Raw genomic sequence first — 19,885 nt, forward strand, 5'->3', positions numbered from 1 at the left:
CGTTGTAGGTGCCGGCAACAAGGGCGGTGAACGTTCCAGAAGCTTGCGGACCAGAACCAATGTCATAGCTATAGGCCGTTGTTCCGCCCGAAGCCGATACGGTGAACGAACCGTTGGCACTGCCACAGGTGGCATCGGTCACAGCATCTTCACTGAGCACCAACACAGCGGGTTCTGCAATGACCACCGCCACCGAGGTAGGACAGCTGTTGGCATCCAGAATGTTGACGGTGTATGATCCCGCGGTCAGCCCTGTGAATGTTCCCGAAGCCTGAGGCCCAGCACCGATATCGAAAGTGTAAGGAGCTGTTCCGCCTGATGCAGATACCGTTGCAGAACCTGTTGCTGCTCCGTTACAATCGGCATCTACCGTGGCATCCAACGTTCCAACAACAGGCGTAGGTTCAGAGATGGTGATGGGCACCACATCACTACAGTTGTTCGCATCAAGCACGGTGACCGAGTATGAACCAGCAGCAAGACCTATGAAAGCACCCGAGGCCTGAGGGCCGGATCCAATATCAAAGGTGTAAGGAGGCGTCCCGCCAGAAGCTGTTACTGTGGTTGAACCGTCTGAAAATGCATTGCAAGTAGCTGGTGAATTGATGGAAGAACCAGAAACGACTGTCGGTTCTGTTATTGTCACTACGATTTCGGTTACGCATGAACTATACGTGTCTTCCACCGTAATGGTGTAGGTTCCTGCACAAAGATTTATTGCAGTGCTAGAACCTCCATTGTTGTTGTCTGTAAAAACGATCGAATTATTCGAATCTCGAACCCACGTATAATTATAAGGCCCTATTCCGTCACCAACAACGGTGGCACTACCTAAACAATCCCCGAAACACGGATTCGCAACTAAATTGACAAGTATGGGTTCTGGACAACAGGTCAAAATGGCATTGGAAACAACCGAAGGGTCTGGCGAACATGCATAACTTGTCCAGTCGCCACTTTCTCCATCAGCAGTTGTAGTCACATTAACTCCTAAATTCATACCATCTGAACCTGGAGGGCAATCTGAGGATGTAATTGTCCAACAAAACTCCCATCCGCCATCACCTTCATCTCCATAATTGTCGCCTGGGTCTGATGGACTATTATCAAAGTCATCATCCTGAATGCTTTCGTAATAAAATCCTGAAGGAAACGAACCATTCGCGGGAATAGCACTGGCAATAGGACCAGTGTACCAGTTCCAAGTGCCCATTCCATCCACAGATGCTGCCGGAACAGTTGTAAGTGTACTTTGGTCCCAACCGGCACCAAAAGAAACCTGCACTCCATGCAGCCAATTGATATTTTGCTGTACCCAGGTGTCAATCGTGTAGCAGAATTCTACAGATGTTCCATTCTGATAAAATCCGTTGGTTGGAGGCGGATTAACAGAGATACTGGCTTCGGTCAAACATATATCACAGTTGAAAGAATTGGTAATTGAAAGTTCAAAATCATCCACATCACCAACACTTCCGCCAGAAACTTGAAGGTAATATGTGTTTCCGGGTATAACGGGTTCCACAATCAAATTGGCACTTCCCGAACCATTTGCACAACCAATACCAGCCAAACCTGCACAATCTCCACTCCAAAGACCGATTGAAGGAGATATCAATCCATTCACGGCAATGCTCAGCGAATTCCCTTGAGGAGTGAAACTGTACCAAACTTCCGGAACAAACGTGGGCATATCGCCACCTCCAGAACAACTGAGTTGGTAACTGTAAGGGTTGGCAGCTGTAGCTCCAATATTGCTTCCACACCAACTCTGTTGCGTTCCGACACCATCAGGACAAGCTGTCGGTGCTGTCAACACCCCCAAATTGCATGCTGTTTCGCAGACATCAGCCGCTGCACCTGTGCAAACTGGTCCGCCTGCGCAAGGGGGTGTACATGTAATATTCAGGGTCATGCAAGCAGTACTATTCAAGCACGGCCACCTATCTATCAAAACCCTCAGAGAACCTGTGTAATTAGCTATCCAAGTGATGCTGGATTGAGTTCCGCATGCATCGTCATTATAACCGACTGAAGTACCTCCATTGTACAACGTAATTTGAGTGTCAAAATCAGTATCGCCACAAGTCGAGAACGTATAGGTATTGCCTGCAACTACATCGACCGTTACATATTGCCCTCCTTGCACACAGGTGTTGGTCGCTGATCCAGGGCAACTTGTGGGTGTCAAGTCGGCAAGAAAAGTGTTGTTGTTACCGCATTGAGCAAGCGCTTGTTCTGAAAAAACAAGCAGCAAAAGCATGAACGCAATATGTAATGACCAGCGAATCATTCCACCCTATACTCCTCAGGCTTAGAACGTATCATTAGCTGCTTTTCCTCGCTCATTTGTTCGAAATCCTCCATGGATACGAAGGTTTTGCGCGTACCAGAAAATCCGGCACCGATCTTTGCAAGTTTCGATTTTGGATCGATTTCAGTTCGAACTGCTATCTTACCATTCTCGCACAATTTGAAAACAATCGTAATGGCAGGATCCACTTCACTAAAAAGCGAATACGAATCCAACGAAATCTGATATCCACAAGCTATTAGTTCCTTGGCGGAAATCAATTTAAAAGTTACTCCACCCTCAAACTGAATGGTTCTATCAGAATTTCGAAATCTGTAAGATTCCAATGAAGCATTTTGCAGCGAAATCTGATAGCTATCTGAACCCATTTCATTTGTAAGTATCTGAAATGAAGGACAAGCGACTTGAATATCTTGTTGAGCAGCAGCCTCAAGCGTGAAACAACAAATTCCAACCAGCGACAAGCCCCAAACGAAGTATTTCATTTTGATGGATGTTTTATATCCGTTTTTGACGATCGTTTTCCAGTTTATCGTGTAAATAGCGGAACACACACATAGCTTATGTGATTAGAGGGAACAGGTTGTCGATTTGGTCTTGGAAAGATACGTTTTTTCGTACGTGAAAAACGTAAAAAGATTCTGTAATTCTGTAGAAATAAGTACAGGGTCAGATCACGGTCCAGTTGGTAACATGAAGAGTCATACCGCTCAATATTCCATGCCAAATACTGTTTAGGCACTTGTCTTGATGTAACGGATATCAGCCTATAAGGAGAATTTGGACTTAACTACGGGTATAAAGAATCTGAAAATCGTGAAACGGATTTAGTAGGCTCGACATTCGTCCACTTAGCTCCACCAAAATAAAGCCTTCTCAATTGAGATGGCTTTTTTGTTTTCCACCAATTTGAGATTTCAACCTCCAATCGCCACCATTTCACGGTTGTTTCCGTGCTCGTCTGGGTTAGAGAAATCTTCGAAAGATTCCATTCCAGCACGGACTGCCTTTTTGTTTTGAATCGATGAGGTGATCAGTGGCATAAGATCTTCTCCGTTTCTCATCGCTGTTAGTAGATCGGTTTCCGAACCGGAGAACAGGCAATTCTTCAGTTTACCATCTGCCGTAAGTCGAATGCGGTTGCAACTATCACAGAATGGATTCGTGACCGTGCTGATGATGGCGAAAGAGCCCGCTGAGTTTTTGAGACGATAGTTCTTTGAAGTATCATTTGGTCTGTCAGAAATTCGTTCAAATCCAAACGGGCCAAAATGGTCTGATGTTCGCTTCAGAATATCATCCAACGAAACGCCTTTACTCCAATCCCATTCGTTGCCATTAAAGGGCATGAATTCAATAAACCGAACCGTAACGGGCGTTTCCTTGGTCCATTGTATGAAATCGATGATCTCATCGTCATTCACACCTTTCGTCACCACATTATTGATCTTCACGTCAAAACCACGGTCAATCAGTAGTTGGATATTCTGCGTAATTCGGTCGAAGTAATCTCGTCTGGTAATGGCCAGCATGCGTTCGCGTTTTAGCGAATCAAGACTGACATTAACTGCTTTGACGCCACACACTTCCAGTCTATCGATATGTTGATCAATGAGAATACCGTTGGTGGAAATACTCAACTCCACCGGAAGCGAGGAAAGCAATTCGATCACCGCTCCCGCGTCTTTCCGAACTAACGGCTCTCCGCCTGTCAGGCGGATCTTTTTCACGCCAAGATCAACGAAGGTTTTGGCAATGGCCATCACTTCTTCGGTTCGCATGAATTCCTCGCGCGGACGAAGCACAATTCCTTCTGCTGGCATGCAATAGGTGCAGCGCAGATTACAGCGTTCCGTTAAGGAAATGCGCAAATAATCGTGCTTTCTGCCGAACTGATCGACCAATATGTTGGTTTCTGCGCTCATCTCAATCGTGGCGAGCACCTTTCAGGATTCCGAAAATGTGGAGCAACGGAGGAAACAGTGCATCCATACTTTCCTTGGCTCCATTGGTTGAACCCGGCAAAGCCAAGACCAGCGTTTCACCTATCACTCCAGAAACCGTTCGCGAAAGCATAGAATAAGGGGTGCGGTCCTGTCCGTAACTGCGAACAGCTTCTGCAATCCCTGGAATATTTCTATCCAGCATTGGGATGATTGCCTCTGGTGTCACATCACGCTTCGAAAGACCTGTTCCACCTGTGAAAATGACCATGTCCGCGCCACGTTCAACTGCTTTATTTACTTCCGATTGAATCGCTTTCACTTCGTCTGGAATCACCAAGTAATCAGCAATCTTCACATCACAACTTTCCAGTTTAGAGATGATGGCTTTTCCCGCTTTGTCTTCTTTTTCGCCTCTGGAGATGGTATCAGAACAGACCACCACCACCGCTTGCAGGTCTTTCCTGAAACGGTTGGTGAAATCCGATTTTCCGCCCTTCTTTTTCAGGAGTTTGATGTGATGGATCTCCACGCCTTTGTCAATCGGTTTGAGCATGTCGTACATCGTCAGCGCCACTACGCTTGCTCCGTGCATCGCTTCCACCTCCACTCCCGTTTTATAGATGGTTTTCACATGCATCAGAATGGTGATTTCTAGCCCATCCATGCTGTATTCGATGCTGGCCTGCTCAATGGGCATCGGATGGCAATCAGGCAGCAGATCAGCAGTTTTCTTCACGCCTAAAAGCCCTGCGGCTTTCGCCATTTCAAACACATCGCCTTTCGGAACGGTTCTGTTCTTCAGCGCCTCAATGGTTTCGGGTTTGCTCACGCGAACAATGGCCTGTGCCGTTGCTTCGCGAAGCGTGTTCGATTTATGTGTGATGTCAATCATTGGTTTATTGTTGCACAGAGAAATTTGAGGAGTAGAGACGCACAGAGTCGGAAACATACATGATGAACTCACGTGATGGCTCTGTGTCACTCTGTTTCTCCATTCTCGCTCTGTGAAATGTTTTTATTTGTTCTCTTTCCAAATATGTGTTCCGTCCTCAAAAACCTCTTTTCCAAACACGGGAACTTTGGTTTTTATCTCTTCCACCAAATACCGCGTGGCTTCAAAACAATCCTTTCTGTGTGCCGATGATGTGAATACGAACAGGCAGATTTCGCCAGCATTCACGCGCCCCAAACTGTGGTAAATGTGCATGCAGGTGAGGTCGAATTTTTCAAATGCAGCTTCGCGAATTTCATGAAATGCTTGATTGGCCATTTCCTCATAAGCCGTATAATCGATGGCCGAGACGGTCTTTCCGTCAATCTCGTCTGCGCGCACCTGACCAAGAAAAATATCGTGGCCACCAATATTGGTTTTCACTTGATGATGTGCAATGGAGGTTGCAATCTTCTCAGGTGTTATCGGCCCTTGAACAAATACGTTTTTCGGTTTTCGTTCTTTGGTCATAGTGCATGTTTTTCGCGTGCGGCAATAGCTTTTTCTTTCACTTTCTGAACCTGTTCGTCATTTCGAGAAAACTCAAACGTTCGGGTGGAATTTGTGAGGAGATTAAACGTCATCAGTTTTCCTGACAATACCTCTCCGATTCCGAGAATGATTTTCAAAACTTCGGTAGCCTGATATGTGCCAATAATTCCAGGAAGTACACCCAACACGCCTGTTTCATTGCAATTCGGAATCTGGTTTTCGCCAGGCTTATCTGGAAATAAGCAGCGATACGTTGGGCCGCCTTTGTAATTGAACACCGAAACCTGTCCCTCAAACTGATGAATGGCTCCGTAAACGAACGGTTTGTCCAATTTCACGCAGACGTCATTAATGCGATAACGCGCTGCGAAATTGTCTGTGGCATCCACAAGTAAGTCGTAATTCGCAACAATATCCATGGCATTTCCAGCAGTTAGAAACTCGAAAAACGTTTGGATTTCCACTTCTGAATTGAGTTGTTTCAATCGCTCAGCCGCAACTTCAACTTTAGGCTTTCCAACATCAGAATTGGTGTAAAGCACTTGTCTGTGCAGATTCGTCTCGTTCACTACATCGCCATCAACTATTCCGATGGTTCCAATACCTGCAGCGGCCAAGTATTGAAGTGCAGGACAACCCAATCCACCAGCACCAATGACCAGCACTTTGGCGTTCATCAATTTCTGCTGTCCGCTTTCGCCAACTTCATTCAATGCTATTTGGCGTGCATATCTCATCCGCCTGCAAATGGAGGTAAAACGGCAATTTCATCTCCGAGCGTGATAATCGCATCTTCAGCTACAATCACATGATTCACGGCAATTTGATACGATGCGCTGTTCAAACCCGGAATCCGCTTCTCAATCTCACTTCGCAGCTCCGCAACGCTCGTTCCAGAGAAGTCCAGTTGGTCGTTCTCTGAGCCAGCCCATTCGGCTATCATTCCGAAGTATTTTACGTTGAATTTCATGTGAAAAAGAGTTTAGCGCAGGCAATGATCAGCACGAAAGCAAGCATACGTTTCAGCACCAGATTGTCGAAGCGCATGCTGCCAAAATAGCCACCCAACAAACCACCAATCAACGCGATTGCGATGAGCATGTACGCCTGTGGTTCAATCGTAATTCCACGACTGAAATGACCAGCCAATCCAGCTGCTGAATTCACCCAGATGAACGCAGCAGAAACAGATGCAGCCTCTTTCATTCTTCCCCAACCCATAATGAGAATGACGGGACTGAGAATGATTCCGCCTCCAATGCCGATCATCCCAGAAAACAGACCGATGGCTGCGCCAGCAAGCATTCCGTGCCAGAAAGGAACGTCTTTGATCCGATCGCTTTCTTTTCCGAAAACGCTCAACATTTTCAGTACGGCAAAGACCAGCAACACCGCCAAGATCTTCTTGTAAATGGATGCGTCAATCTCAATCATGCCACCCAAAAATGCCATAGGAACAGACGCTAAAGCGAACGCCAAAAACAACTTGGAATTGAAGTGTCCTTTCCTCGCGTAAGCGAAAAACGAAATGGCCGCTACGAACAGATTAAGCACCAACGCGGTCGGTTTCATCATCGAAACAGGAAACGACCACAAGGCCATGAGCGCCAAATAGCCACTGGCGCCACCATGACCGACAGCAGCATACATGAATGCCACAATGGGCAAGAGCGCCAAAAACCAGCCGATTCCATCTATTTCAAATAGGTTCATGACTGCACATTTTTGAGTTCATCTTCAAGAAATGAATGACAATTGGCATTAACACGTTCGTAGAGCGCAATGGCATCTTTGCCAGCTTCGGTAACGGACGTTCCGCCACCTCCGCTTCCGCCTGTAGTGCGAACAACCAAGGGTTCATCAGCCAATGAGTTCATATCATCGATGGTTTTCCACGCCTTTTTGTACGACATCTGCATGCTTTTGGCGGCCGCATTGATGGAACCAAACGAATCAATCGCTTTCAGCAGTTCAACCCTACCTTTTCCAAGGAAAAATTGACCGTTTTTCTCAATCCAAAGTTTGTTTCCGATAGCAATGTTATACATGGCGTTATATCCGATAGGAAATAACGAAAATAGTATGAGCTATTCAACTAATGTGTGACTGATGTTGCTTTACGATGGCAAGAGATGAACCTCAACTAAATCGCCAGCTGACTTAGGTTCGCAATTCGCTTCTACATACACCAAAGCGTTGGCCAACGCAAAGGTGTTGAGCATGGCCGAGCTTTGTCCTTCAAGGATTTCAACTGAACCACTCTGAACCGTTGCCTTCAGGAATTGAGCTCGGCCTAAGGGGCGAATGGAATTCTGCTCGGCAAGCGGCAATTGAAACGAAGGAAGCCAAACATCCTTTCGACCGTAAAATTTGCGCAGAACGGGAAGAACATATTCGTAGAAACACGTGAGGCTTGCGGCAGGATTTCCGGGCAATGCGAAGATGGCTTTCCCATCTTTCGTTCCGAAAAAAAGTGGTTTGCCAGGTTTCTGAGCCACTTTGTAAAACACTTGTTTCACTCCAAGTTCAGACAAAGCTGATCCAACGTGATCGTGGTCGCCAACAGAAATTCCGCCTGTAATGATGATGAGATCGTTGGTTTGTAGTGCTTTGCCAATCATCTCAATCGTCTCATCCAAACTATCAGAAATGCGATTACTTTCAGAATCGGTTCCTTCTCTGTGCAAGGCAGAAATCAGCATCTGAGAATTACTCTCGTAGATCTGTCCGTATTCGAGGTCCGTTCCAGGTTCTACCAGTTCGTTTCCGGTAATAAGAATGGTGGTTTTTGGCTTGGCGTAAACACCCACGGATGTGATGCCAAGCATGTACAAAAACCCAATGGTTCCGGGCGTGATTAGCGTGCCTTTTTCAAGCGCAACCTCACCTGTTTTCATCTGCTCTCCCTTCGGTCGGATGTGCATCATTTCGGCTACTTCGCGCTGAAGGATGATGGTATCTCCATCGCGTTCAATCCATTCTTGCTGCACAACCGCGGTAGCACTTTCGGGAACTGCTGCTCCTGTAAAAATCCGAACACATTCGTTTGTTTTTAGGTCGTAGTGAACAGGACTTCCTGCGGCCACTTCTCCTATCAGTCTGAACTCGGATTCAGCAGTTTTCGGACCAATTCCCAAGGCATAACCATCCATGGCGCTTTGCGGAAATGGCGGCATATCGATGGGCGAAAGCACGTCTTCTGCAAGAACATATCCAGCGCTTTCAGCCACATCTATGCGCACTAAACGGATTGGAGCGCTGTAATCAGCAATGAGGGATTTTGCTTCTTCGACTGAAATCATTGACTAGTTACAATTCGTAAAACTCAAATGTAGGACAATGAAAAAGGCAGGAATAAACCTGCCTTTTCAATTCTATCGATTTTGACGAAAGTCTATTTCTTAAATCCGTAAAACAGCTGTTTCCAGAAAGAATGAACTGGAAACTCATCAATGTCATCGAAACCTAATTCGTACGTTCCATCCTCGCTTTGTGGAATGTAATTCGTTCCGAAAATGTAATCCCAACTTGAAAGACTGATACCAAAATTCACACCTGGCATCTGACCTTCTGGCAACGCTTTCATGTGATGAAAAAGGTGCATTACCGAGTTGTTGAAAATGTACTTCAGCGGTCCCCAAGTAATGCGAACATTCGCATGATTCAAGTGCCCAATGGTGATGGCTACGAAGTGAATAAAGAACGCTTGTTCTGGTTCGAATCCACCAACCAACATGACGGCCAATGTTTTTAGAGGCTTGTAGAATACGTTCTCCATCCAGTGGTAACGTAGGTGAGCGGCAAAACCCATTTCCTGTACAGAGTGATGTACTTTATGGAATCGCCAGAAAAACTCATAGCGATGAAGTATTACGTGTGTAAACCACTGCACAAAATCGTTCAGAACGAAGAAGATGAGAATCTGCGCCCAAGCCGGTAAAGCCGTGAAGTCAAAGAAGCTCAAGGAGGTCATCGTTAAACCGAACAGACCTGCAGAGTACTCAATCAGCGCGTAAACGCCTGTAATTACCAATCCGAAGATGAAAAAGTTGAAATACATGTAAAATCCGTCCAACCAGAAATCCTTTCGGACAATCGGCTGGTTCTTTCTCCACGGAAAGGCAATTTCCAATCCCCAAACCAGTAGTGAAAGCACGGTTAATCCCCAGAAATAATTCTGGTACCACGGTTTGTAGTCGTAGTTGAAGGTTACTTCGCTTACAATCCAGCCCCAGTAGTTACCAATGGCAGTTAGGATGATGTCAAAAAATTCGCTCATGACGCTTCAGATAAGTTAACTCCTTTACGCAAAATAGTGCTCCCTAGTGCAATCAGCCAAATCACTTTAACGTAGAATACGGGTTTGTATACCTCGTAGTTGTCATGAATGAACATTACGAGTCCCATAGCGGCAAGACCAAGGAGAATAGTGAATATGCTGAGCCATTTATCGGTGATATTAAACTTGAGAAAACCTGCTCCTAAAAGCACGAGACCTGCACCAGAGAAAACCTTTCCAAACCGTGCTAAACACGTTATGTAATGGGTAACCGGAAGTATTCCATTCATGAATTGCTGAATTTCTTCTGGCGACTTATCCATTGTCATACCAATGCCCCAAGCACCGAATGAATAGTAGAATGCTGTAGCAAGGGCAGAAACGAAGGTTCCCACAATCAAAATACCTGCACCTGCAGTGGTCATTGCACGGAATGGCGGTTTAAATGTAATAGCAGCTAGTCCAACAATACCTGCACCCATGCCAACCCAACCGAAAATGTGCAATCGATATAGCCAAATCCATGGCCAAAAGTTTTCGTTAATGGCGGTAAAGTCTGACGGCACCAAGTATTCGCCCGAATGGTGAGGTAGCAATACCCAACCAATCACTAGCATAAGTGCTCCGACTATCAGCGCCCAGCCGGTGAATTTAGTTTCGAAATCGTTTTTCATTTTCGTGATGGTTTTTAAGAATAACTAACGAAGCTAAAGCCGAGCTGCCTATCCGATTGTGACAATAGTTACGCAGTGGATTTATTCGGAACGGATATGACTCCATTCAATCCACGAACCATCGTAATTTTTGATGTTACGATATCCTAAAAGTTCTGTAAGAACGAATAAAGTATGGGCCGAACGAACTCCAGAATGACAATAAGTGATAACGGGTTTATCGCCATTCAGTCCAATAGCAGCATATTTTGCTCTAAGTTCATCTGCAGGTAGAAATCGCTGTGAGCCGTTGTAATCCACAGCTTCGGCCCAATCCAAGTTTTTGGCAGAATCGATGCGACCAGGACGTGCCGCACCATCCTTGTGTTTGGAGCCAATGTGTTCTTCCAAACCGCGTGTATCAAGAATGAAAATGTCAGTGTCCAAAAGCGATTTCACGACCTCCTCGTGCAACGCCAAGATGCTCGAATCTGAATTTGCCGTAAAATGGTAGTCCGATAATTGGGGCTTAATCATCTCTGTAGAAATGTCTCCGCCCGTGCTAGTCCAAGCCTTCAATCCTCCATTAAGGAGTTTGATGTGCGAATGGCCATAAAACTTCAGGATCCACCAAAGCCGAGCTGCATCACATTCCGCCTTATCGTCATAAATCACGATTGTGTCTGATGAACGGATTCCCAATTGACTCAACAGAATTTCCATCTGCGATCGCGTTGGCATCATGCCATCGTAACGGTAAGTTGTATCCGTAATCTGATCGCGCCAAACATTCAGCGCGCCCGAAATATGTCCTTCGGTAAATTCGGCTGGTTTGCGAAGATCGATGAGCTTCATTCCGTTGATAGAAGCGCGTTTTTTGGCCAATTCTTCTGCTTCTATAAGACACTCGGTCGAAGCGTATTCCGCAGGGTTTGTTTTAGTTGTTTCAGATTCGGAACCGCACGAAACCGCGAATGCTGAAATTGACCAAATGAGAAGGCTAGTTCTCCAATTCATACCAATCTATATTGGTAAGTGGTTGTCTGCGACCAGCTGCCTCTGGTGCGTAGTATTTGGCCAAATAGTCTAAGATCAGCGGTTCGCTTTCTCCCAGATCCCAAAGGTTCTGTGTTTCCTGCATCCATCGGATCATCGTTTGCCACCCTTCTCGGGTAGCGCGATTTTGCGTTACCATCTTGGCAGAATGGCACGTGGTGCAATTATTAATGACCAATTGAAGGTTTTCTCCTTCCTTAAATCCAGTGGCGAGATGAATTCCATTCTCATATTCGGGCAAAGGAGCTTCTGCAACAACAGCAGCGTCTTTGCTTGGCATTGAAAATTCGAACGCTGGTGGATTGATGATGTAGTAGACAATTGCTGCCACACCAATAACAAGCACGTAGATTGCACGAGCTATGAATTTGATGTGTCCCTGGATCTGGTCAAGGATCTTCTGCCTTTCTGGATCGATCATCTTATTTGACCTTAACGGCAATTCGGTGGCAAGCGTTATTCAAATATCCTTTCGGATTCCAGTTCGGCAAAACCATAGGCTGTGCATTTCCATCGCTATCAGTTGCACGTGCCCAAACTTCGTAATAACCGTCTTCTGGGAAGGAAACCGTAGCACTGAAATGTTGCCACGCCAAGCGATTGGCAGCCTTCTCTAGTTTGCAAGGTTTCCATGTTGAACCAAAATCGATGGAATATTCCATTTGGCTTACTTCCAGATCACCGGCCCAAGCATGACCACGGATACTCAGCGTTTTTCCTTTATCAAGCATGGCGCCCGTTTTTGGGTAGGTGATGAGCGATTTCACAGGCATCGATTCGATGATACACATGTCTTCATCGGCAACCTTGTCACCTGGTGCAACAGGTTTGCACGGAACACGATAGCTCGGAGATTCCATCTTGGGTCCATCATGAACCACATTCCTAACAGCAATCCTCTTGAGCCATTTTCCAGATACGGAAGCAGGCCAACCGCCAGCCACCAACCTTAAGGGATAACCGTGCGCCAAAGGAATTTCTTCGCCATTCATTTTGAAGGCGATAAGTGTTTCATCTTCCAGCGCTTTGCTCATTGGAACGCCTCTGGAGATGACCACTTTTTCGGGGTTTCCAGTGAGGTGAACATCCGCGCCATAATAACCGATGTAAACCGCGTTGCTTTTGATGCCGACATCTTTCAACACATCTGCCAAGCGAACTCCGGTCCATTCGGCACAGGAAACCGCACCGTATTCCCACTGGTTTCCCTTGGCTGGCGGGTTGAATTCCTTTCTACCATTACCTCCACATTCTATTGTTAACTGGTATGTATGCTGAGGGAATTTGGTCTTCAGCTCTTGTAGCGTATAGGTTTTGGGTTTAGCAACCGACTCACCATCAATGGTCAAGGTCCATTTGTTTACATCTATGTCTTCTGGTATCAATCCGTTATTTCGGACGAACATCTTATCGTTTGGCGTGACCTTATCGTCCAGCAAATGCGGAGCCGATTCGATGTTCCAAGGTTTGTTGTTGAGAACCACCATGTCCTTATGCTTCTTGAACATGGAGTACGGGTCTCCATCCTGAAGAATAACAGGCACGTAATCCTTTGGAAGGTTGTTTCCGAATACAATTCGTGAACCGATAAGGGCTCCTAGCGTTGCTATTGACGAACGCTTGATAAAATTTCTTCTGCTTTTCATTGGCTAAACAATCCTACAAGGTATGAGAATGAGATCAGCCTTTATGTGACATTCGGCACAGATGCAGAAGTGACTATTCCAATTTAACTATCCTGGTCTGAATCACATCATCAGCATAGCCGATGGTAATCGTGTAAATGCCATCTGCCCAGTTATCGCCATTGATGATCAGTGCTGAATTATTAGGCGAACTGCTGTGGACAATCCGACCACTTACATCTGTCACGGTGAGTTGTTTTATCAATTCACTGCTGCGGATGTTCAGTACGGATGAGAACGGTATAGGATATATTTCCAAGCCCAATTCCTGTTCTCTGATGCCAACCGTCAACCAATTGTAAGGTTGAGAAATGGAAGAACAGCCATTCGCATCGAAGACCTCAACTGAGTAATCTCCAGACGTGCTTGGCGTGAATACAGCATCGACTGCACCGCTGATCGGACTTCCATCCAAGTACCACTGATAGCTGGTTCCCGAAGTCGATTCAAGATCGGAACCATTTGCCGATATCTCAGGTTGCGCAGGTAACGAATTGACCACCACGGCAACATCTTCCGAAACAGAACCACAATTGTTGGAGGCAGTAACGGTGTAGGTAGTGGTTTGAGCAGGCGAAACGGTGATGTTGCTTGTGGTTTCGCCTGTTGGCTGCCAATCGATCGTACCTGTTCCAGATGATGTGATCTGAACCGATTCTCCAGCGCAAAGCTCTTGATCGGCAGAAGCCGAAATGGTCGGGAGTGGATTCACATCGATCGTTAGTTGATCGGTAGCATTTCCGCAGGCATTTGATGCCGTAACTGAATAGGTTTCCTGACTGGTTGGACTAACGGTAATGTTGGAGGTTATTTGCCCGTTCGACCACGAATACGAGTCCGCATCGGTGGCTGAAGTGGTGATCTGCACAGATTGCCCTTCGCAAACAGACGTATTGCCAGAAACGCTAATGGTTGGTATTGGAGAAACCGTGGCAGTTACTTGCGTTCGGTTGGTGGCACAACCATCTTGCTGAATCAACCAATCGTAGAAGAAATAGTAGTAATCGACACCAGCCGTGCTAGATGTGATGGAAACCACTCCCGGAATATCGTACGGATAGCTTGCACCAGTGTTGTTGCGATAAAGATTTGGTCCTGCGGAGGTTCCCAATTGAAGATCGGTTCCAATAGGGAGCGTAAAATTCAATGGAACCACACTTTCTCCATTTGGAATATTGACTGTGGCGCTTTGAATGACCGTTCCGCCACTGTTGCGCAATTCGATGGTTCTGTTTCCTGCACCCTGCGAATACACGCGCACCGAAACAAGCGTCACCTGCTCGTAGCAATCGAAGAGTTGCGATTGGATATTATTGAAGTTGCCACCCGTTCCGAAGTTGTTGTTGGGAGCACCACCGTTCAGTGGCGCTGGCGTTATCTCGCTTTCCACATAATAGGAAGTGGTTGTGCTGATGGATGGCGTGGCGAACGTTGGCCCCGTGTTCACTTGATTTCCGCCCGAAGCAGCATCGAACCAATTCAGGTTTCCTGAACCCGTTGCTGAAAGCGATACCGAACCCGATCCGCATCGCGCAGCATTCTGTACGCTGGGAGCTTCGGCAATCGCTGCCAACACAGCCGTTCTTTCCGAAATGCATCCTGGGGTTTCTATCACCCAATCGTAAAAATGGTAGTAGTAATCAACACCAGCACTACTGTTGGTAATGGAAACCAGCCCAGCCAACGTGTATGGATAACTCGGCCCAGCATTATTGCGGTAAAGGTTTGGGTTGGTGGTTGTTCCCAACTGATAATTTGTGCCGGGTTGAACCGAAAAGTTCAAGGTTACCACTTGTTCTCCGTTCGGGATGTTGACCGTTGCAGACTGCAAAACGACTCCTGCACTGTTGCGCAGTTGGATGGTTCTGTTGCCGGCTCCTTGCGCGTAAACCTTCACGGTTTTCAGCGTGAACGCGTCCAAGGCATCGAAAAGCAAGTGCTGATCGCCCGTAAAGTTGCCTCCAGTGCCAAAGCTGTTATTGGCCGGGCCAAGCTGATACGTAGAAGGAAGCACGACATTCTCTACATAATATGTGGTGCTTGTGTTGATGGTGGGCGTGTTGAAGCTTGTTCCTGTTGCCATAACTGAACCGCCCGAAGCCTGATCGTACCATTGAAGCGTTCCGTTTCCGCTTGCCGAAAGCGCTACAGGGCCAGCACTGCAGCTGAATCCGCCTGCGGCAGTTGGGCCTGTCGGACGATCAACCAAGATGTAGTTGTTCTGAGACACCACATTGCTGCCAAAGCCATTGGTGGCTGTGAGCGAAACGGTGTATGTTCCTTCGCTTTGATACGTGTGAGTCGGGTTTTGGTCTGTCGAGGTGTTCCCATCACCAAAATCCCATAACCAAGATGTAGCACCATTTATCGATTGATCGGCAAACGAAACTTCGCCATTGCAACTGATGATCGGTGAGCCGCTGAAACTTGGCGATGGCGGTGCATTGGGCTGCACACATTCCCATGTAAGGACAAACCCAAGTTCGGTTACATACACATCTGAGGTTTGCCTTAAGGTGATGGAGCCACCTGTAGACGTGACCGTCCCGCCATTTGGCAAACCAAAACCATCATATTGTCCGATCAGCGGACTGTTGGTATTCGGTCCATCGTAGATGAAGAGGTAATCATAGCCAGCTTCGTAACCGAACGAACTGAAGTTGAGTGTAACAGACGTGGCGCCTGTTGGCGATATCGTTGTGGTCACGTCACTGTTGTCCTGATAGTTTTCGTTGGGGCCGCCAGCATCGTAAAGCGTACCGGTGCACCAAGTGAGGGTTTGCCCGCCATTATCGGGCATCAAGGCCACACATGGGTTATTCGGGTCGATGCTGATATAATTCGTGCGAACGAGGTTGTCCGTTCCGCAGTTTCCGCCATCCACAAAAAGCGAAACCGTGTAAACTCCGTTGTTGGTGTAGGTGTGCGAAGGACTGGCCAACGAACTGGTGCCTCCATCTCCAAAATCCCACGTGAAGGCTGCTCCGTTTGCACTGAAATTGCTGAAATCGATGGTGATCGGAGCTTCACAATTGGAAGTGATGGAAGCCGCAAAATCGCTGACCACCGTAGCATCGAACGGGTCTCCGACACCAACAGCATACCATGCGTTGGCGGTGGCAATTACCTGTGGCGAACATCCGCCAAATAGATCGATGGCCGATTGGATGGAGTAGAAGCGCGCATCGGCATATTCGGAAGTAGGGCCGAGGTAAACGGTAAGACTGCGGTAGGCAATTGCCTGTGCATCGGCCAGACCAATGCCTGTAACGTTGTAGGAATCGCCAAGGTCATTCGTGCCTGTTTCTCCTTCCACAAGGATGTAATACCATTTGTTTTGCACGCCACTGTTGGTGTGTACGCCTCCATTGTCTGCCGTGCCTGTGGCCCAATTGTTTCCGTTGTACGTGTCTGGATCGCCATAGGCAGGCGGATTGCTCATCGAGCGGAGCGTTCCCACATCTTCGCCCATCAGCCAATCTCCCGATGATGGATTCTGGATCCACTCTACCGAAGCACCGAAAACATCAGAGAACGATTCGTTCAACGCACCCGATTCGTCCTGATAGACCAGTCCGGCAGAATTCTCGGTCACACCATGCGCCATCTCGTGGCCGCAGATATCCAAAGCGGTAAGTGGTTGGCCATCCCCATCTCCGTAGGTCATGCGGGTGCCGTCCCAAAAGGCATTGAAATAACCCACATCGTAATGCACGTAGCTATTGATCTGCATGTTGGCATCGTCAATGCTGTTGCGGCCGTGCTCGTTCAAGAAATAATCGTAGGTCATTTCGGCACCCCAATGTGCATCAGTGGCGTACTGGTCCAGGTTGGCGTTTGCGTTATTCCAAACGTTGTTCGCGTCTGTAAAATCGACCGAGTTACCATAACTCGTTCCCGTGTTCATGTCAAAGGTGCGCACACCGCCTCCTCGGCCAACCTCGCGAAGCCTGAAACCTCCATTGAAACTATCTGCAATGATGGTTTTTGTGCCAACATATCCCGTTTGGGCTGTTCCGGCCACATCGGCCACATGAATGCGGTGGTTCTCAAAAAGCACTTCACCCGTTAGAGCATCCACAAAGACTTCGGCACGATACAATGGCTTGTGTGCGTAGATGTCGAACTTGTAGGCAAGTCGGAAATCGGCTGGTTGTGTGAAGTCGAAACGTGGGTTGATGTACACCAATTCTCCCTTCGGGAAATAAGTGGCCGTTGGATCTCCTGATTCCCATTTCAGGTGATCTTCCTCACTCGGAAGTTCCCATTTATAAGACGCTGCACCAACGTGTTGCTTGGCGCTTTCCAAGGCATTTGCCTCTGTTAATGAAGCTTGCATGCTGCCGATCTGCGTTGGCAGCTTTCCGTTGATGGACGAAACCTTGTCGTTACTGCCATGGGTATGAACGAAGGCTCCGAAAACAGGAATCCCGTTGTTGGTGAGCTGGTAACGGCTGTGCTGCATGCCCAAGTTGTCCAACTCATCGCGCAGCTTGACAAAGCCAAGGTTTTCGTTCAGGTCGAATGCTTTTTTGGCCCATGCAGGGAACTTGGAAGCAGGGAATTGATGGGCCTCTTTGAGCTGAACGAACGCGGGTGTGGCCGATTTCTGCTCAACCCGAACAAGGCTGGCTCCGCTGATGATCTTGTCGGCATCAGCACCTCGGTAATCCTGAGCATAGGCCTGTGGTAGCGCAAAAGAAAGTCCCACGAGTAGGGACAGAAAGGTGATCTTCATGTGGACCGTAACCAGATTAGGGTTCTAAAGTTGCGAAAAGATCAAGCAAGGAATGTCTGTAAGTAAGCAAAGGGGTGTTTTAGGTTCACCCGTCATTGTATCAAGTTGCGTCATTGCGAGGGAGGAACGTCCGCGGCAATCTGTCACCTTACGCGTCATTGCGAGGACGAAGGACGAAGCAATCTCTTTCTAATAGAGACTAATTCTCTCTGAGATTGCTTGGAGTTACGTCCTTTCAGGCCGTGAGCTCCCTTCGGTCGGTTCGTTCCTCGCAATGACAGATGCTCAGGCAACATTCAGCGCTCCATCCGCGCATGCGCAACTCCGAAAGGCAACACCCCGAGCTCCATCTTCCCATTCACAAACCCGGCAGACAGGTATTGCCGCTCAAAACATTGGTTTTCGTACTACACAACTATTGAAACGTGGAGATTTTACCATTTGTGTAACTACACAATTGTCGAAACGAGTAGATTTTACCATTTGTGTAACTACACAATTGCCGAAACGAGTAGGTTTTACCATTTGTGTAACTACACAATTGCCGAAACGAGTAGGTTTTACCATTTGTGTAACTACACAATTGCCGAAACGAGTAGGTTTTATCATTTGTGTAACTACACAATTTGCGAAATCTGCTAATTTTACTGTACGTGTAGTACGTTAAAGGGCAATCTGATGTCTGAATGCACCCTTTTCGGTCTGCCATTCACCCTTATTGCCTTGTGTCATGCCTATCCGACAATTTCCGCGCACCAACTATCAGCGAATAGCTGCCTTGCAAACCATAAAAGATAAGATTGACAATCCGCTTATTACTTCACACCCTTTCAAAGCAGCTACTGTTCAGCAATTGATGGATTTCTACCCTGAGTATGTAAACTTATTACATGATCTGAGGGTAGCTAAAGGCGAACAGACGGGCACCACATCAGAAGTAAAACAGTTGCGGAAGATGGCTCGTATTTGGGTACGTCAAGGATACAGCTCCATCATAAAGGCCGTTGTACGTGGCACCTTCAACCGGTCTGTTCTCAATTACTATGGCCTGCCGCTAAGCACAAAGGGAGCCCCAAAAATGACTTCGGAATCCGATATACTGTCTGCAGCAGTTGCATTGCATGAAGGAGAAACAAACCGAGTGGCAGCAGGAGGCGAGCCGATCGCCTTTCCTTCGGTGGCCGAAATAATGGTGCATGCCAACGCCTTTAAAGCCGTTAACCTAGACCAAGGAACACGTAAAGATTTCTTTGGCGATGTGCAAAAAGCCATTGCCGTAGCAAATGTGGAAGCAGACAGGCTGATACTGAAGCTATGGAACGAGATTGAAACCGACTTTAACACAGGTGAAGCCCCTAAAATGAGACGCAAAGCCCGCGAATGGGGCGTGGTGTACGTTTCGGGGCGCAGGGAGACACCAACGGCAGAGACCAGCTCGGTCATGGGTTTCATTACGGATGAACACACAGGCAAGCCGCTGCGCAGGGTGCGTGTGCGGGTGAATGGTGTATATGACCGCATCAAAAGCAATGCGAATGGGCGCTACTCGTTGCCGCTGTTACAAGCAGGAGAGCATGTGGTACTATTTCAACATAAGAGTTATGCGCCTTTAGCGCAGACCATAACGGTAATAGCAGGAGAAATGGCCGTGCTGAACATCCAACTGGCCGAAAAAGAGGCCGCAGCGGGCAAATAATTTTCATAGCGCGTCATTGCGAGGGAGGAACGACC

Annotated in this window: 17 protein-coding genes; 1 reads left to right on the top strand and 16 read right to left on the bottom strand. The window is 47.2% G+C overall.

Annotation, left to right across the window (positions count from 1 at the left end):
• From K9J17_10010 to K9J17_10085, 16 genes are all read right to left on the bottom strand, one after another.
• Positions 1 to 2,263 (bottom strand): SprB repeat-containing protein (locus K9J17_10010; protein MCF8277059.1); only part of this gene is annotated, 2,263 nt, incomplete at its 3' end.
• Positions 2,264 to 2,289: 26 nt separating this feature from the next.
• On the bottom strand, positions 2,290 to 2,799 hold the full coding sequence (locus K9J17_10015) for a hypothetical protein (GenBank protein ID MCF8277060.1): 510 nt from the start codon (positions 2,797 to 2,799) through the stop codon (positions 2,290 to 2,292).
• Positions 2,800 to 3,231: 432 nt separating this feature from the next.
• Complete coding sequence (gene moaA, locus K9J17_10020; protein ID MCF8277061.1) at positions 3,232 to 4,239, bottom strand: GTP 3',8-cyclase MoaA; 1,008 nt, start codon at positions 4,237 to 4,239, stop codon at positions 3,232 to 3,234.
• 1 nt (position 4,240) lies between these two features.
• Positions 4,241 to 5,152: a bifunctional molybdenum cofactor biosynthesis protein MoaC/MoaB gene (moaCB, locus tag K9J17_10025; protein MCF8277062.1), complete on the bottom strand. Its 912-nt coding sequence runs from the start codon at positions 5,150 to 5,152 to the stop codon at positions 4,241 to 4,243.
• Positions 5,153 to 5,275: 123 nt separating this feature from the next.
• Positions 5,276 to 5,722 (bottom strand): molybdenum cofactor biosynthesis protein MoaE, encoded by a 447-nt coding sequence (locus K9J17_10030; GenBank protein MCF8277063.1) that lies wholly within the window; start codon positions 5,720 to 5,722, stop codon positions 5,276 to 5,278.
• On the bottom strand, positions 5,719 to 6,480 hold the full coding sequence (locus K9J17_10035) for a HesA/MoeB/ThiF family protein (GenBank protein MCF8277064.1): 762 nt from the start codon (positions 6,478 to 6,480) through the stop codon (positions 5,719 to 5,721). Before K9J17_10035 ends, K9J17_10030 begins: the two co-directional genes overlap by 4 nt.
• Positions 6,477 to 6,713 (bottom strand): MoaD/ThiS family protein, encoded by a 237-nt coding sequence (locus tag K9J17_10040; GenBank protein MCF8277065.1) that lies wholly within the window; start codon positions 6,711 to 6,713, stop codon positions 6,477 to 6,479. The genes K9J17_10035 and K9J17_10040 overlap by 4 nt, the downstream gene beginning before the upstream one ends.
• A complete protein-coding gene (locus K9J17_10045) occupies positions 6,710 to 7,456 on the bottom strand; it encodes a sulfite exporter TauE/SafE family protein (protein MCF8277066.1) in 747 nt (248 codons plus the stop codon). The genes K9J17_10040 and K9J17_10045 overlap by 4 nt, the downstream gene beginning before the upstream one ends.
• Positions 7,453 to 7,791 (bottom strand): LysR family transcriptional regulator, encoded by a 339-nt coding sequence (locus tag K9J17_10050; protein MCF8277067.1) that lies wholly within the window; start codon positions 7,789 to 7,791, stop codon positions 7,453 to 7,455. Before K9J17_10050 ends, K9J17_10045 begins: the two co-directional genes overlap by 4 nt.
• 69 nt (positions 7,792 to 7,860) lie before the next feature.
• Positions 7,861 to 9,045, bottom strand: a complete 1,185-nt coding sequence (locus K9J17_10055; protein ID MCF8277068.1) for a molybdopterin molybdotransferase MoeA — start codon at positions 9,043 to 9,045, stop codon at positions 7,861 to 7,863.
• 92 nt (positions 9,046 to 9,137) lie between these two features.
• Entirely contained in the window at positions 9,138 to 10,022 is an 885-nt protein-coding gene (locus tag K9J17_10060; protein MCF8277069.1) for a sterol desaturase family protein, read from the bottom strand.
• On the bottom strand, positions 10,019 to 10,696 hold the full coding sequence (locus tag K9J17_10065; protein ID MCF8277070.1) for a hypothetical protein: 678 nt from the start codon (positions 10,694 to 10,696) through the stop codon (positions 10,019 to 10,021). The genes K9J17_10060 and K9J17_10065 overlap by 4 nt, the downstream gene beginning before the upstream one ends.
• Positions 10,697 to 10,777: 81 nt before the next feature.
• On the bottom strand, positions 10,778 to 11,692 hold the full coding sequence (locus tag K9J17_10070) for a hypothetical protein (protein MCF8277071.1): 915 nt from the start codon (positions 11,690 to 11,692) through the stop codon (positions 10,778 to 10,780).
• Complete coding sequence (locus K9J17_10075; GenBank protein MCF8277072.1) at positions 11,676 to 12,128, bottom strand: monoheme cytochrome C; 453 nt, start codon at positions 12,126 to 12,128, stop codon at positions 11,676 to 11,678. The genes K9J17_10070 and K9J17_10075 overlap by 17 nt, the downstream gene beginning before the upstream one ends.
• 25 nt (positions 12,129 to 12,153) lie before the next feature.
• Complete coding sequence (locus K9J17_10080) at positions 12,154 to 13,377, bottom strand: sulfite oxidase (protein ID MCF8277073.1); 1,224 nt, start codon at positions 13,375 to 13,377, stop codon at positions 12,154 to 12,156.
• A gap of 73 nt (positions 13,378 to 13,450) precedes the next feature.
• The gene (locus K9J17_10085; protein ID MCF8277074.1) at positions 13,451 to 18,154 is read right to left on the bottom strand and encodes a M4 family metallopeptidase; all 4,704 of its coding nucleotides are present in this window, start codon (positions 18,152 to 18,154) and stop codon (positions 13,451 to 13,453) included.
• Between the two features lie 730 nt (positions 18,155 to 18,884).
• Here K9J17_10085 and K9J17_10090 point away from each other — a divergent pair.
• Complete coding sequence (locus K9J17_10090; protein MCF8277075.1) at positions 18,885 to 19,850, top strand: carboxypeptidase-like regulatory domain-containing protein; 966 nt, start codon at positions 18,885 to 18,887, stop codon at positions 19,848 to 19,850.
• Positions 19,851 to 19,885: the final 35 nt, after the last annotated feature.

The organism is Flavobacteriales bacterium, assembly GCA_021739695.1.
Taxonomy (GTDB): Bacteria; Bacteroidota; Bacteroidia; order UBA10329; family UBA10329; genus UBA10329.

What these genes read in the sequence shown, in the direction of transcription:
- K9J17_10015 (MCF8277060.1), bottom strand. Translation starts at nt 2,799, where the DNA reads ATGAAATACTTCGTTTGGGGCTTGTCGCTGGTTGGAATTTGTTGTTTC.
- moaA (MCF8277061.1), bottom strand. Translation starts at nt 4,239, where the DNA reads ATGAGCGCAGAAACCAACATATTGGTCGATCAGTTCGGCAGAAAGCAC.
- moaCB (MCF8277062.1), bottom strand. Translation starts at nt 5,152, where the DNA reads ATGATTGACATCACACATAAATCGAACACGCTTCGCGAAGCAACGGCA.
- K9J17_10030 (MCF8277063.1), bottom strand. Translation starts at nt 5,722, where the DNA reads ATGACCAAAGAACGAAAACCGAAAAACGTATTTGTTCAAGGGCCGATA.
- K9J17_10035 (MCF8277064.1), bottom strand. Translation starts at nt 6,480, where the DNA reads ATGAGATATGCACGCCAAATAGCATTGAATGAAGTTGGCGAAAGCGGA.
- K9J17_10040 (MCF8277065.1), bottom strand. Translation starts at nt 6,713, where the DNA reads ATGAAATTCAACGTAAAATACTTCGGAATGATAGCCGAATGGGCTGGC.
- K9J17_10045 (MCF8277066.1), bottom strand. Translation starts at nt 7,456, where the DNA reads ATGAACCTATTTGAAATAGATGGAATCGGCTGGTTTTTGGCGCTCTTG.
- K9J17_10050 (MCF8277067.1), bottom strand. Translation starts at nt 7,791, where the DNA reads ATGTATAACATTGCTATCGGAAACAAACTTTGGATTGAGAAAAACGGT.
- K9J17_10055 (MCF8277068.1), bottom strand. Translation starts at nt 9,045, where the DNA reads ATGATTTCAGTCGAAGAAGCAAAATCCCTCATTGCTGATTACAGCGCT.
- K9J17_10060 (MCF8277069.1), bottom strand. Translation starts at nt 10,022, where the DNA reads ATGAGCGAATTTTTTGACATCATCCTAACTGCCATTGGTAACTACTGG.
- K9J17_10065 (MCF8277070.1), bottom strand. Translation starts at nt 10,696, where the DNA reads ATGAAAAACGATTTCGAAACTAAATTCACCGGCTGGGCGCTGATAGTC.
- K9J17_10070 (MCF8277071.1), bottom strand. Translation starts at nt 11,692, where the DNA reads ATGAATTGGAGAACTAGCCTTCTCATTTGGTCAATTTCAGCATTCGCG.
- K9J17_10080 (MCF8277073.1), bottom strand. Translation starts at nt 13,377, where the DNA reads ATGAAAAGCAGAAGAAATTTTATCAAGCGTTCGTCAATAGCAACGCTA.
- K9J17_10085 (MCF8277074.1), bottom strand. Translation starts at nt 18,154, where the DNA reads ATGAAGATCACCTTTCTGTCCCTACTCGTGGGACTTTCTTTTGCGCTA.
- K9J17_10090 (MCF8277075.1), top strand. Translation starts at nt 18,885, where the DNA reads ATGCCTATCCGACAATTTCCGCGCACCAACTATCAGCGAATAGCTGCC.